The following is a 12,915-nucleotide window of genomic DNA, read 5'->3' as shown; positions in this document are numbered from 1 at the left end:
GGCGTGAAACTTACCCGGGCGATCAGGCGCCCGGCTGGACGACGGTCGTGAAGCCGCCGGCCGGAACCAGCACCCGGATCCGGCCCGCGGTCGTCGTGTAGTGCTCCAGCTCCTCCCCGGCCGGGTCGTTGACGCTCACCGTCGCCGCGGCATCGCCCGGCACGACGACGTCGGCGGCGCGGGTGCTCGTGGCGAGGCTGCGCAGGAGGGTCAGGTGGGCGCCGGTCCGCGGGTCGGCGAGGGCCATCGAGTGCATCTCCGCGCCCTCGATGCGCACGGCGGGCTCGGCGATGCGGGCGATCGCGGCCGCGTACGGGTCGGCGTCCAGGGCCAGCATCGCGAGCAGCCCGTGGATCGTGGACTCGGCGCCGGAGTCGCGGTGCACCACGCCGAGGCCGTCGGGCCGGTCGATACCGTCGAACGTGACGCCCGTCGCCGGGTCGTACATCGGCACCCCGGCCGGATTGTTGCCGAAGAACCACGAGGCCGCGACCCCGGCGAGCGTGCGCAGCGCCGGCCGGCCGGTGGCGCGCGCGGTGGCCAGCAGCGACTCCACGCGGGAGTGGGCGCCGTACGCCAGCTGCACCCCGTCGAGCGTCAGCGCCTCCCGCGCGCCGGGCAGCGCCACGCGCAGGTTGTCGGGCCCGCCGCCGACGAGCAGGTGCGGCGTAAACGAGGCCGCATCGGCGACGGCGGCGTCGCGGGCCGCGAGGTCGCCGCACACCTCGTACACGCGCGCGAGTGCCCCCGGGGCCAGCCCGGCCCAGCCGTGCCACTCGGTGCGCGAGAGCCCGTAGGGCAGCACCGCCCCGAACGGCCACGTCCACGGCGTGCCGGTGCGCATCGCGGTCACCGCCTCACCGAGCTGCTCCAGCACCTTGCGGGCATCCTCGTCGCCGCTGCGTTCGGTATACGCGCACAGCCCGAGCAAGGCCTCACCGGTGAGATCGGCCCCGTCGGCGATGAGCCACGCGGGCGTCGCCGTGTCGTCGACGAGGCGCCACTGGCCGTACCGCCGCAGCACCTGCCGCCGAACCGCGCCGACCGCGAGCCGGAGCCGGACGCGCAGGAACCTGGCAAAATCCGGCTCGTCGCCGTCGAAGGCCGCGAACCCCTCGCCGAGTGCCCAGACCGTGCGCGCCAGCCACGCCGACTCCCCGCCGTCGGACGGATCGGGGTGCTCGACCGGCTCGGCGCTGGGATTGAGCCGCCCGTCGGGCTGCTGCCACAGCACCACGTTGCCGGCCCGGGGATCGGTATCATCATCGGGCGCGGTCTGCAGGTAGCACAGCCCGCGAAGCAGCTGCCGCGCCGCGTCCCGGCTCGCCGCGTCACCGGTGGCCCGCCAGTGCCGCGTGTACACGACCGCGGCGCGAGCGACATCGTCGGCGTTGAAGGCGCCCTGGCCGAAACCGCCACCGGTCGGCTCGCCACCGCCGGCGGGCCGGTACCCGTCGGGCCCCGCCTCGGCGTAGGTCCAGACGACCTCGACGGAGGGCTCTTCGGCGAGCCGGTAGGTGGTGTGCCCGGCAACAGCCGGCGGCGCGATGCGGACTCGGAGCGAGTCCAGGTGAGCCAGGTTCGTCAGCACGGGCGGGCCTCTACCCACGGCCGGACGCGCAAACGCCCACCCGGGGGCGATACGAGCCGCCGCTCCCCCGACGCTAACAAGGCCTGGGCCGGTTCGTCCGCCTTGATGCGGGGAGCCCGGCCAGGCGTCGCTCATGCGCGCGTGAACTGCGGAAACGTTAAGTCGGGCGCTCCGCGCCGCGACTTAACGGATTTATCGCCGGACAGGGCATAAGTCCGAAAAGTCGGGCCGCGGAGCGCCCGACTTTTCGTGCCCGAACGACCGCGGCCAGCGTCCTGCGCAGACGAAAGTCCGGCGCCGTGAACAACGCCGGCAGGATCGCCGGGCTGCTGCGGGTGGCGTCGTTGCGCGGCAACGCGAAGTTGTAGTTGTGCACGACGTCGACGGTGAGACCCGTCAACGGCGACTGCGGCCCGGGCCCCGCCGCAGCGGAGCCCGGGCCGTGAACCGGAAAACCGGGTCAGTCCACCTCGACCGCGGCCGCCGCGAACTGGGCCGAGTACAGGCGGGCGTACGCGCCGTCCGAGGCCAGCAGGGAATCGTGCGTGCCCTGCTCCACGATCGTCCCGTGCTCCATCACCAGGATCAGGTCCGCGTCGCGGATCGTCGACAGGCGGTGGGCGATCACGAAGCTCGTCCGTCCCGCGCGCAGCGTGCTCATCGCGCGCTGGATGAGTACCTCCGTGCGGGTGTCGACCGAGCTCGTCGCCTCGTCCAGGATGAGGATCGTCGGCTCGGCCAGGAAGGCGCGCGCGATCGTGATGAGCTGTTTCTCGCCCGCCGAGACGCCCGCGCCCTCCTCGTCGATCACGGTGTCGTAGCCGTCGGGCAGGGTGCGCACGAAGCGGTCGGCGTGGGCCGCCTCGGCCGCGGCCGTGATGTTCTCGATCGTCGGGTGGTCCGCGCCATACGCGAGGTTCTCCGCGATCGTGCCCTGGAACAACCAGGTGTCCTGCAGGACCATCCCGATCTGCTCGCGGAGCTCGTCGCGGGACATCGCGGCGATGTCCACGTCGTCGAGCAGGATGCGCCCGCCGGTCAGGTCGTAGAAGCGCATGATGAGGTTCACCAGCGTCGTCTTGCCGGCGCCGGTCGGGCCCACGATCGCCACGGTCTGGCCGGGCTCGACGGTCAGCGAGAGGTCCTCGATGAGCGGCTCGTCCGGCTTGTACCGGAAGGAGACGCGCTCGAAGGTGACCTTGCCGCGGACCTGCGCCGGGCGCGCCGGGGTGGCCGGCTCCGGGCTCTGCTCGTCGGCGTCGAGCAGCTGGAAGACGCGCTCGGCCGAGGCGATGCCCGACTGCACCAGGTTCGACATCGCGGCGACCTGGGTCAGGGGCTGGGAGAACTGGCGGGAGTACTGGATGAAGGCCTGCACATCGCCCAGCGTCATCGTGCCCGAGGCGACCCGCAGGCCGCCGACCACGGCGACGAGCACGTAGTTGATGTTGCCGATGAACATCATCGCCGGCTGGATGAGGCCCGAGATGAACTGGGCCCGGAACGCCGAGGCGAACAGGGCGTCGTTGTGCACGGCGAAGGTGCTGGCCGCCTCCTCCTGCCGGCCGAAGATCTTCACGACCGAGTGGCCGGTGAACATCTCCTCGATGTGGCCGTTGAGCCGGCCGGTGCTCGCCCACTGCTTCACGAACTCCGGCTGGGCCTTCTTGCCGATGCGCGCGGTGATCAGTACCGAAACCGGCACCGTGACGAGCGCGATGACGGCCAGCAGCGGGGAGATCCAGAACATCATGCCGAGCACCGCGACGATCGTCAGCAGCGACGTGAGCAGCATGCTCATCGACTGCTGCAGCGTCATCGCGATGTTGTCCGTGTCGTTGGTGGCGCGGGAGAGGACCTCGCCGCGGGCCTGCTGGTCGAAGTAGCTCAGCGGCAGCCGGGCGAGCTTGGCCTGCACCTGCTCGCGCAGCCGGAACACGGTGCGCTGCACGATGACCGTGGTCAGCCGGGCCTGCAGCAGGCCGAGGATCCAGGCGAAGAGATACACCACGGCGACGCCGAGCAGCACCTGCTCGAGCCGGTCGAAGTCGATGCCGCGGCCGGGCACCAGATTGCTCATGCCGCTGAGCAGGTCGGCGAACGCGTTGTCGCCGCGGGCCCGCAGCGCCTCGATCGCCTGCTCCTTGGTGGTGCCGGCCGGGATCTTCTTGCTGATGATGCCCTCGAAGATCACGTCGGTGGCGTGGCCGAGCAGCCGCGGGCCGAGCGTGGACAGCACGACGCTGGCGATGCCGAAGACCAGCACCGCGACGACGATCAGCCGGTCGGGGGCGAGCATCTTGAGCAGCCGCTTGGCCGAGCCCTTGAAGTCGTCGATCTTCGCCGGTGGGCCGCCGGCGCCCATCATCATCCGGCCGGGGCCGCCCATCGGAGGACCGGGCCGGGCGCCTCCGCCGGCGCCGCCAGGACGTGGTGCGGTCATGCCGTCCTCATTTCAATAACCGCAGAAGCGACGCAGCAAGCCCGCCTCCGCTTCGCTCCGGCGATCATGCCGTCCTCACTTCAACAACCGCAGAAGCGACGCAGCAAGCCCGCCTCCGCTTCGCTCCGGCGGTCATGCTGTCCTCACTTCAACAACCGCAGAAGCGACGCAGCAAGCCCGCCTCCGCTTCGCTCCGGCGGTCATGCTGCGGCCTCCGCCTCAGTCAGCTGGGAAAGGACGATCTCGCGGTAGGTCTCGTTGTCGTCCATGAGTTCCTGGTGGGTGCCGGTACCCACGACACGCCCCTCGTCGAGCACGACGATGCGGTCGGCGTCGCGGATGGTGCTCACGCGCTGGGCGACGATGACCACCGTGGCGTCGGCGATCTCGTGGCGCAGCGCCTCGCGCAGGGCGGCGTCGGTGGCGTAGTCCAGCGCGGAGAAGGAGTCGTCGAAGAGGTACACCTCGGGGCGGGCCACAAGCGTCCGGGCGATCGCCAGCCGCTGGCGCTGCCCGCCGGAGACGTTCGTGCCGCCCTGGGCGATCGGCGCCTGCAGCTGCTCGGGCATGGCCCGCACGAAGTCGGTCGCCTGCGCCACCTCCAGGGCCTGCCACAGCTCCTCGTCGGTGGCGTCCGGCCGGCCGTAGCGCAGGTTGCTGGCCACGGTGCCGGAGAACAGGTACGGCTTCTGCGGCACCATGCTCACCGTGCGGGCCAGCAGCGCCGGGTCGATGCGCTGCACGTCCACACCGTCGACGAGCACCGTGCCACCGGTCGCGTCCATCAGCCGCGGCACGAGGTTGAGCAGGGTCGTCTTGCCCGCGCCGGTACTGCCGATGATCGCCGTCGTCTGCCCGGGGTGCGCGACGAGGTCGACGCCGGACAGCACCGCCAGGTCCGCGCCCGGGTAGTGGAAGGAGACCCCGCGCAGCTCCAGCTCGCCGTGGGTCGTCAGCTCGGTGACCGCCTCGACCGGGGCGTGCACGCTGGACTCGGTGCCCAGCACCTCCTCGATGCGCTCGGCGCACACCTCGGCCCGCGGGATCATGACGAACATGAACGTCGCCATCATCACCGACATGAGGATCTGCATGAGGTAGCTCAGGAACGCCGTGAGCGCCCCGACCTCCATGCCGCCGGTGTCGATGCGCTTCGCGCCGAACCACAGCACGAGGATGCTGGAGGCGTTCACGACGAGCATGACCGTCGGGAACATCAGCGACATCAGCCGGCCGGTGGCCAGCGACACGTCGCGCAGCTCGGCGTTGGTCTTCTCGAACCGGACCCGCTCGTGCTCGTCACGCACGAAGGCGCGGATCACCCGGATGCCGGTGATCTGCTCGCGGATGACCCGGTTCACGAGGTCGATGCGCACCTGCATGAGCCGGAACAGCGGCCGCATCCGCACGACGATCAGCGAGATCAGGCCGATGAGGACGGGCACGACGACCAGCAGCAGCCCGGACAGCGGCACGTCCTGCTTCAGCGCCAGGATGATGCCGCCGATGCACATGATCGGCGCCGACACCATGAGCGTGAAGGTCATCAGGACCAGCATCTGGACCTGCTGGATGTCGTTGGTGGTGCGCGTGATCAGCGACGGGGCGCCGAGCTCGCCGACCTCGCGGGCGGAGAGGTGCTGCACCTTCGCGAACAGCCCGGACCGCACGTCGCGGCCCAGTGCCATCGCGGTGCGGGCGCCGAAGTACACCGCGGCGGCCGAGCACACGATCTGCAGCAGGGACACGCCGAGCATGAAGCCGCCGACGCGCATGATGTAGCCGGTGTCGCCGGTGATGACGCCGTGGTCGATGATGTCGGCGTTGAGCGTCGGCAGGTAGAGGGTGGCGAGCGTCTGTACCAGCTGTAGCACCACCACCAGGGTGATCGGCCCGCGATAGGGGTCGAGGTACGTTCGCAGCAGACGGATCAGCATCGGTCAGGCTTCTCCAGGTCGGGATTCGGTCTGCAGGAGTCCGTCCAGCAGGACGGCCACGATGTCGTCGGGCGTGAACTCCTCGTTGGGCAGGTCGCCCCGCACGGTGCTCACGACGAGGGCGAACAGCAGCCGGGCGGTGGCGTCCGGGCTGCGGCGCAGCAGGTGCCGGTCGGGCTCGATGAGCTCGGCGACGCCCTCGCTGAGCAGGCGGCGGCCGTTCATGAGCGCGGCGAACGGCGAGGAATCGAGCGGCATGGTGCGGGCGAGCATCATCAGCGGCACCGAGCCCTCGACCCGCCGCAGCAGGATCGCCACGGCGTCGGTGAGCCGCTCGCGCAGCGGGGCCGCGGGGTCGATCGCCGACAGGGCGCGCAGCACCGGAGTCGGCTCGAACGCCGTGCACAGCGCCGCGGACAGCAGCGACGCCTTGTCGGGGAAGACGCCGAAGATGGTGCCCTCGGCGACGCCCGCGGCCTCGGCGATCTGCCGGGTGGTGACCGCCGCGCCATGGGTGCGCAGCAGCGGCAGCGTGGCGGCGATGAGGGCCGCGCGCCGCTCGTCGGGCGCCAGTGCGGGCTGGCGACGCCGCCGGGTCTCTGCATTCACGCGGTCACTGTAATGAGCGAGCACTCACTCGTACAACCGATTTCGCCAAAGGCGCAGTTGCAACCACGCGGCAACGGTGTGTGATCGGGCCCGGCTACCGGGTATCCCAGGACGAGTTGCCAGCCCGCCCGCAGCTTCTCCGCGACCGCCTCACAAGGTCGGCCCGTCCTGGACGTCGTCATCCCGGTCCACAACGAGCAGCACACCCGCGCCGGTCCGGTCACCGCTTGGCGCCCAGTAACCGGTGCAGCGCCAGCCACTGCTCCGGCCACACCAGCCCGACCGGCGTGCGGGGATCGAGCCGCAGCGCCCGGAAGGCGGAGGCGACCCGGGCCGCCGGGTGCCGGCGCGCGAGCGACGCGTGCAGGGAGCCCCCGACGCCGCTGAAACCCAGATGCACGATCCGGCGGTACCCCATGAGCCCGCCCGGCCCCACCAGCGGCTCCGGTCGCCGGGTCAGGCGCAGGATCCCGCCGTCGACGCCCGGCACCGGCCGGAACGCGGCCCGGGGCACGTGCCCGGCGAGGCGCCAGTCGACCTGCGGCCACGTCTCGATCGTCAGCCGCGTCCAGCGCCCGTAGTCCCCGGTGCGCTTGCGGGCGTACTCCAGCTGGGTCAGCAGCGTCGCCGAGCGCAGCCGCCCGGCGGCCAGGCACCAGGCGACGACGGCGGACGTCAGCGCGTACGGGATGTTGCCCACCACCGCGAACGGCTCGGCGGGCGGATCGGCGGCGAGGAAGTCGCCGGTGTGCACGGTCAGCCCGGCGCGGCGCGGCAGCGCGGCCGCCATGTCCGGGTCGACCTCGTAGGCGGCCACCCGCCCGGTCCGGCGCAGCAGCTCGGCGGTGAGCCGGCCCCGCCCGGCCCCGACCTCGACGACGAGGTCACCCCGGGCGAGCGCGGCGGCGTCGGCGACCCGGCGCACGGCGGCCGGATCGGCGAGAAAGTTCTGCCCGTAGACGCGGCGGGCGCGCGGATGGGCGGCGGAGAAACGGGACATCGACCAGGTTCCCTGTCGTTCGCGGCGAATGCGGACGCGGAAGGGCCCCGGTGCTGCTCTTTGAAGAGTTCGGCCTGGGTACTTTCGAAAGTGACTAGGCCGTCAGACGATGACGGGCGTCAGGCCGGGCAGACCAGGGCACGACACCGGGAACGCGGACGCGCGGCCGGCATCACGGCCGCCACGATCAGGGCATGCGTCGTGGTCATCGGCGCAACGTATCAGCAGGGTGGATGCTCGCGCGCGGCATTTACGAACTCGCGGATCAGCGGGCTGCGCCGCCCCGCCACCCACGCCAGGGCCACCTCGCCCGGCGGAAGGTCGGCCACGGGCACCACGGCGACGTCGGGCCGGCGGTAGAACGCGGAGACCGAGCGGGGCAGCACCACCACCCCGCGCTCCCGCGCCACGAGCTCGAGCTTCTCCTCCACGCTGCGCGCCGGCGCCCCCTGCGCCGTGGCCCAGCGCCATTCGGGCACCGCGTCGACCGGCTGGAGCAGCGTCTCCCCCGCCAGCTCCGCGAGCCGCACCGCCGGCTCGACCCGGCCGGCGAGCGGGTGACCGGCCGGCAGCACCACCACCCGCGGCTCGGCCGCGAGCGGCTCCAGCCGCAGCCCGTCCGTCGCGACCGGCAGCCGCACGTAGCTCACGTCGGCACGGCCGTCGCGCAGGACCTCGGCCTGCTCGTCCCAGTACGTGCGGACCACCCCGACCACGAGCCCCGGATGCGCCTCCTCCAGCGCCCGCACCGCCCCGGTGACGACCAGCCCCGGCATGAACGCGACCGTGAACGCGCCCGCACCCCGGGCCGCCGTCGCGACCCGCCGCCGCGCCGCGGCCGCCCCGGCCAGCAGCGGCCGCCCGGCCTCCAGCAGCTCCGCCCCGGCCGGGGTCAGCGCCACCCCGTGCCGGTCGCGCACGAACAGCTGCGCGTGCAGCTCCTGCTCGAACACCCGGATCTGCCGCGAGAGCATCGGCTGGGCCACGTGCAGCGCCCGCGCCGCGCGGCCGAAGTGCAGGTGCTCCGCGACCGCCACGAAGTACCGCAGCTTGCGCAGGTCGAGGTCCACCCCCGATATCGTACGGGTATCACCGCCGACCAGATGAGTCTTGGCCGCCGGGCCCCGCGCGGGCGCACCGTTGGAACCATGGAACCAACTGCACTCGGCGGCCGGCGGGTCGCCATCCTCGGCGGCACCTCCGGCATCGGACTGGCCGTCGCCCGCGCCGCGGCCGCGCTCGGCGCGGAGGTCACCGTCGTCGGCCGCCGCCCGGAGTCGGTCGCGAAGGCCCTCACGGAGCTGCCGGACACCGCGACCGGCCGCGCCGCCGACCTCACCGACGAGTCCGCGGTCGCCGCGGCCGTCGCGGCGGCCGGCCCGATCGACCACCTCGCGTACACCGCGGGCGAGCCGCTCGCGCTCACCGCGCTCGCCGATCTGGACACCGCGACCGCGGCCGGGCTCTTCCGCCTGCGGTACCTCGGCGCCCTGGCCGCCGTCCGCGCCGCGGTGCCCCGGCTGCGTGACGGCGGCTCCGTCACCCTCGTCACGGGTACCGCCGCGGACCGCCCGGCGCAGGGCTGGGCCGCCGCCGCGAGCCTCTGCGGCGCCATGGACGCCCTGACCCGCGCCCTGGCCGTGGAACTCGCGCCGCGCATCCGCGTGAACGCCGTGAAACCCGGGGTGGTGCGCAGCCCGCTGTGGTCGGCGCTGCCGGACGCGGCGCGGGAGGCCCTCTACCGCGAGAACGCGGCGTCGGTACCGCTGGGCCGCGTCGGCGAGGTCGAGGACGTCGCGCGGGCCTTCGTGTACTGCATGACGCAGCCCTTCGCGACCGGCGCCATCATCCCGGTGGACGGCGGGGCGCTGTTGTAGCGAGAGCACGGCGGGGCCTGGACCGCTGGTACGAGGCCCCGACCGTGCTCGTCCCGCGCGCAGGCGCGAGGGTGGCCTCAGGCCGCATCGAGGCCGGCGGCGGTCGCCCGCCCGCGCGTGGCCTCGGCGCGGCCCTCGGCCGCTCGGAGTTGGGCGGCCGCCTGTTCCAGCGCGGTCAAAGCCGCCCTGATCGCCGGGCGCGACGACGTCGTCGCGCGCCAGACCGCGAACACGCGCCGGACCGCGGCCGGGGCGATCGGCACCAGGCGGACGCCCGGCGGTACCACGTCGCAGCCGAGGCGCGGCAGGACCGCGATGCCCAGGCCCGCGGCGACGAGCGCGAGCTGGGTCGAGTGCTCCGACGCGGTGTGCGCGACCCGCGGCTCGGCGCCGATGCCGCGCAGCGTGCCGAGCAGCCAGTCGTGGCAGATCTGGCCGCGGCTCCAGCCTATCCACGCCTCGCCGGCCAGCTCGGCCACGGCGATGTCGGCGCGGGCGGCCGCCCAGTGCTCCGCCGGCACGGCCACGTCGAAGCGGTCGTCGAGCAGGTCGCGCCGCGCCAGGCCGTCGCCGACCGCGAGCGGGTCGGCCGCCCAGTCCTGCACCACGGCGACGTCGAGCTCGCCCCGGCGCAGCAGCGGCAGCGCCTCGTGCGGCTCCATCTCGGCCAGGGCCGGCTCCAGGGCCGGGTGCCGCCCGCGCAGCTCCCGCAGCACCGGCGGCAGCAGGCCCCGTGCGGCCGTCGCGAACGCGGCCACCCGCAGCGGGCCGGCCACCGCGCCGCGGTGCTCGGCGAGGGACGCCTCGACGCGTTCGGCGTGGGCGAGCAGCTCGGCGGCGTGCCCGGCCAGGAGCGCGCCGGCCGGCGTGAGCCGCAGCACGCGGCCGTGCCGCTCGGTGAGCTCCTGGCCCGTCTCCCGCTCCAGGCGCGCCAGCTGCTGCGACACCGCCGACGTGGTGACGTGCAGCGCCGCGGCCGCCCCGGCGACCGAGCCGGTCGCCGCGACCGCGTCCAGGACCCTCAGCCGCTCCAGATTCAGGCTCATTGCGAAGTGATGCTACGCGATCAGGGTCAGAAAGTGTCGATTGTGCTTGATGGTTGCTGGCGGAAGCATTGCGGGTACCGAAGCGGAAGGATTTTGCAAAATGCTGAACGTGAACCGGATCGGGCTGGGCGCCATGCGGCTCACCGGCGGGCTGCCGCACGCCGACGGGGTCGCCATCGCCCGGCGGGCGCTCGAGCTCGGGGTGCAGTTCTTCGACACCGCCGACTCGTACGACTTCGGCGCCAACGAGGAGCTGCTCGCCGACGCGCTGCACCCCTACCCGGAGGGCGTCATCGTGGCGACGAAGGGCGGGCGGATCTGCGTCGGCGGCGAGTGGTTCGACTGCGGGCGGCCGGAGTACCTGCGCCAGCAGGCCGAGCTCTCGCTGCGGCGGCTGCGGGTCGAATGCATCGAGCTGTACCAGCTGCACCGCATCGACGCCACCGTGCCGCTCGCCGACCAGGTCGGGGCGCTGCGGCGGCTGCGCGAGGAGGGGAAGGTGCGCCTGGTCGGGCTGTCCGAGGTGACCGTCGAGCAGCTGCGCCAGGCGGAGGAGATCACGCCGATCGCGAGCGTGCAGAACCGGTACAACCGCGACGACCGCGCCTCCGAGGACGTGCTCGACTACTGCGAGCGCCGCGGCATCGCCTTCATCCCGTGGCGCCCGGTCGCCCCGCTGGCCGACAAGGCCGCGGCCCTGGCCTGGCTGCTGGGCCGCTCGCCGGTGATGCTGCCGATCCCCGGCACGTCGTCGATGCGCCACCTGGAGGAGAACATGTCGGCCCTGACGTAAGGTGTGTCAGTGCAAGAGGCCACTTTCACCAAGCGCGCCGGCGTGGGGCTGCGCTCGGAGCGCGGGCCGGTGCTCGGCTCGGTCATGCTGACCACCGGACTGGTCGCGCTGGACAGCACGATCATCGCCACCGCGGTACCGTCGGTGGTGCGTGACCTGGGCGGGTTCGCGCACTTCCCGTGGCTGTTCTCGATCTACCTGCTCACCGCGGCCGTCACCACGCCGCTCTACGGCAAGCTCGCCGACGTGCTCGGCCGCAGGCCCGTCATGTTCTTCGGCATCGCGGTCTTCCTGGCCGGCTCGGTGCTGTGCGGGGCGGCGTGGAGCATGCTCTCGCTCATCGTGTTCCGGGCGGTGCAGGGCATCGGCGCCGGCGCGATCCAGCCGATCAGCATGACGATCATCGGTGACCTGTACTCCGTGGAGGAGCGCGCCCGCGTGCAGGGGTACGTGGCCGGCGTCTGGGGCGTGTCCTCGGTCGTCGGCCCGACCCTCGGCGGCGTCTTCGCCGACTACCTGTCGTGGCGCTGGATCTTCTTCGTCAACCTGCCGCTCGGCCTGTTCGCCGCGTGGATGTTCGCCCGGCACCTCAAGGAGAACGTCGAGCGGCGCCCGCACCGCATCGACTACCTCGGCGCCGGCCTGCTCATCGGCGGCTGCACGCTGCTCATCCTCGCCACCCTCGAGGGCGGCATCATGTGGGCCTGGGTCAGCCTGCCCAGCATCGTCATCTTCGCGCTCGGCGCGGTCATGGTGACGGCGTTCGTGTTCGTCGAGCGGCGCGCGGCCGAGCCGGTGCTGCCGCTGTGGGTGTTCCGGTACCGCACGCTCGTCGGCGGCAACCTCGTCGCGCTGGCGATCGGCGCGCTCGTGATCGGCCTGAGCTCCTACGTGCCGAACTTCTCGCAGGGGGTACTGGGCACCAGCGCGCTCGTCGCCGGGTTCGTGGTCGCGGCGATGACGCTGGGCTGGCCGATCGCGGCGACGCTGTCGGGGCGGGTGTACCTGCGCATCGGCTTCCGCAACACGGCGCTGATCGGGGGGCTGGTCGTCATCGGCGGTACCGTCATGTGCGCCCTCCTCACCGAGGACACCACGGTCGCGATGACGTCGATCGCCTGCTTCGTGATCGGCGTGGGCCTGGGCCTGGCGTCCGCGCCGACGCTCGTCGCCGTGCAGTCGGTCGTCGGCTGGGACCGCCGCGGCGTGGTCACCGGCACCAACATGTTCTCGCGCTCCATCGGCAGCGCGATCGGCGCCGCCGTCTTCGGCGCCATCGCGAACACGACCCTGGACCACCGCTTCGCCGACGCGCCGCCGGACGTGAAGCCGTCCCTGGGCGCGGGCGCCGACGCGACGAGCATCGTGCTCAAGGGCGGCCGCGCGCCGGCGGACGTGGTCGAGTACGTGCGCGCCGCCCTCTACACCGCCTCGCACAACGTGTTCGTGGCCCTCGCCGTCGTGGGGGTGTGCAGCGTCGCGGTGATCCTGCTGATCCCGCGCAAGATCTCGCAGCTGCCGTAGGGCTACCGTCTCCGGCGTGGAGTTCGTGCTCCCGCCGTCCTGGCACCAGACGTTCTATCCGCGCCGCGGGGGCGCGCCGCTGCCGTACAAGCCGA

At 72.8% G+C, this 12,915-nt stretch carries 11 protein-coding genes; 3 read left to right on the top strand and 8 right to left on the bottom strand.

Annotation, left to right across the window (positions count from 1 at the left end):
• Positions 1–22 precede the first annotated feature (22 nt).
• The 7 genes from AB0B76_RS10450 to AB0B76_RS10420 form a co-directional block, all read right to left on the bottom strand.
• A complete protein-coding gene (locus tag AB0B76_RS10450; protein WP_360372633.1) occupies positions 23–1,591 on the bottom strand; it encodes a hypothetical protein in 1,569 nt (522 codons plus the stop codon).
• A gap of 157 nt (positions 1,592–1,748) precedes the next feature.
• Complete coding sequence (locus tag AB0B76_RS10445; RefSeq protein WP_360372630.1) at positions 1,749–1,967, bottom strand: hypothetical protein; 219 nt, start codon at positions 1,965–1,967, stop codon at positions 1,749–1,751.
• 84 nt (positions 1,968–2,051) lie between these two features.
• Complete coding sequence (locus AB0B76_RS10440; RefSeq protein WP_360372751.1) at positions 2,052–3,962, bottom strand: ABC transporter ATP-binding protein; 1,911 nt, start codon at positions 3,960–3,962, stop codon at positions 2,052–2,054.
• Positions 3,963–4,234: 272 nt separating this feature from the next.
• On the bottom strand, positions 4,235–5,971 hold the full coding sequence (locus AB0B76_RS10435; protein WP_360372628.1) for an ABC transporter ATP-binding protein: 1,737 nt from the start codon (positions 5,969–5,971) through the stop codon (positions 4,235–4,237).
• A 3-nt stretch (positions 5,972–5,974) separates the two neighbouring features.
• Complete coding sequence (locus AB0B76_RS10430) at positions 5,975–6,580, bottom strand: helix-turn-helix domain-containing protein (protein WP_360372625.1); 606 nt, start codon at positions 6,578–6,580, stop codon at positions 5,975–5,977.
• A 220-nt stretch (positions 6,581–6,800) separates the two neighbouring features.
• Positions 6,801–7,580 carry an ErmE/ErmH/ErmO/ErmR family 23S rRNA (adenine(2058)-N(6))-methyltransferase gene (gene erm, locus AB0B76_RS10425; protein WP_360372623.1) on the bottom strand — a complete coding sequence of 260 codons (780 nt, stop codon included), beginning with the start codon at positions 7,578–7,580 and terminating at the stop codon, positions 6,801–6,803.
• Between the two features lie 221 nt (positions 7,581–7,801).
• Positions 7,802–8,650 (bottom strand): LysR substrate-binding domain-containing protein, encoded by an 849-nt coding sequence (locus AB0B76_RS10420; RefSeq protein ID WP_360372619.1) that lies wholly within the window; start codon positions 8,648–8,650, stop codon positions 7,802–7,804.
• 78 nt (positions 8,651–8,728) lie between these two features.
• Here AB0B76_RS10420 and AB0B76_RS10415 point away from each other — a divergent pair, with 78 nt between their 5' ends.
• On the top strand, positions 8,729–9,457 hold the full coding sequence (locus AB0B76_RS10415; RefSeq protein WP_360372616.1) for an SDR family oxidoreductase: 729 nt from the start codon (positions 8,729–8,731) through the stop codon (positions 9,455–9,457).
• Between the two features lie 77 nt (positions 9,458–9,534).
• Here the strand turns inward: AB0B76_RS10415 and AB0B76_RS10410 are convergent, their stop codons facing one another.
• Positions 9,535–10,503: a LysR substrate-binding domain-containing protein gene (locus AB0B76_RS10410; protein ID WP_360372613.1), complete on the bottom strand. Its 969-nt coding sequence runs from the start codon at positions 10,501–10,503 to the stop codon at positions 9,535–9,537.
• A gap of 100 nt (positions 10,504–10,603) precedes the next feature.
• On the opposite strand from AB0B76_RS10410, the gene AB0B76_RS10405 reads away from it, so the two are divergent.
• Both AB0B76_RS10405 and AB0B76_RS10400 read left to right on the top strand, forming a co-directional pair.
• Positions 10,604–11,296 carry an aldo/keto reductase gene (locus tag AB0B76_RS10405; RefSeq protein ID WP_360372611.1) on the top strand — a complete coding sequence of 231 codons (693 nt, stop codon included), beginning with the start codon at positions 10,604–10,606 and terminating at the stop codon, positions 11,294–11,296.
• Between the two features lie 9 nt (positions 11,297–11,305).
• The gene (locus tag AB0B76_RS10400; RefSeq protein ID WP_360372608.1) at positions 11,306–12,820 is read left to right on the top strand and encodes an MDR family MFS transporter; all 1,515 of its coding nucleotides are present in this window, start codon (positions 11,306–11,308) and stop codon (positions 12,818–12,820) included.
• Positions 12,821–12,915: the final 95 nt, after the last annotated feature.

This window comes from Dactylosporangium sp. NPDC049140, assembly GCF_040648435.1.
This window is presented reverse-complemented; position numbering and strand designations above follow the sequence as displayed.

Excerpts from the sequence above, each read along its gene's own strand:
- AB0B76_RS10440 (WP_360372751.1), bottom strand. The coding sequence starts at position 3,962 with ATGATGATGGGCGCCGGCGGCCCACCGGCGAAGATCGACGACTTCAAG.
- AB0B76_RS10435 (WP_360372628.1), bottom strand. The coding sequence starts at position 5,971 with ATGCTGATCCGTCTGCTGCGAACGTACCTCGACCCCTATCGCGGGCCG.
- erm (WP_360372623.1), bottom strand. The coding sequence starts at position 7,580 with ATGTCCCGTTTCTCCGCCGCCCATCCGCGCGCCCGCCGCGTCTACGGG.
- AB0B76_RS10415 (WP_360372616.1), top strand. The coding sequence starts at position 8,729 with ATGGAACCAACTGCACTCGGCGGCCGGCGGGTCGCCATCCTCGGCGGC.
- AB0B76_RS10410 (WP_360372613.1), bottom strand. The coding sequence starts at position 10,503 with ATGAGCCTGAATCTGGAGCGGCTGAGGGTCCTGGACGCGGTCGCGGCG.
- AB0B76_RS10405 (WP_360372611.1), top strand. The coding sequence starts at position 10,604 with ATGCTGAACGTGAACCGGATCGGGCTGGGCGCCATGCGGCTCACCGGC.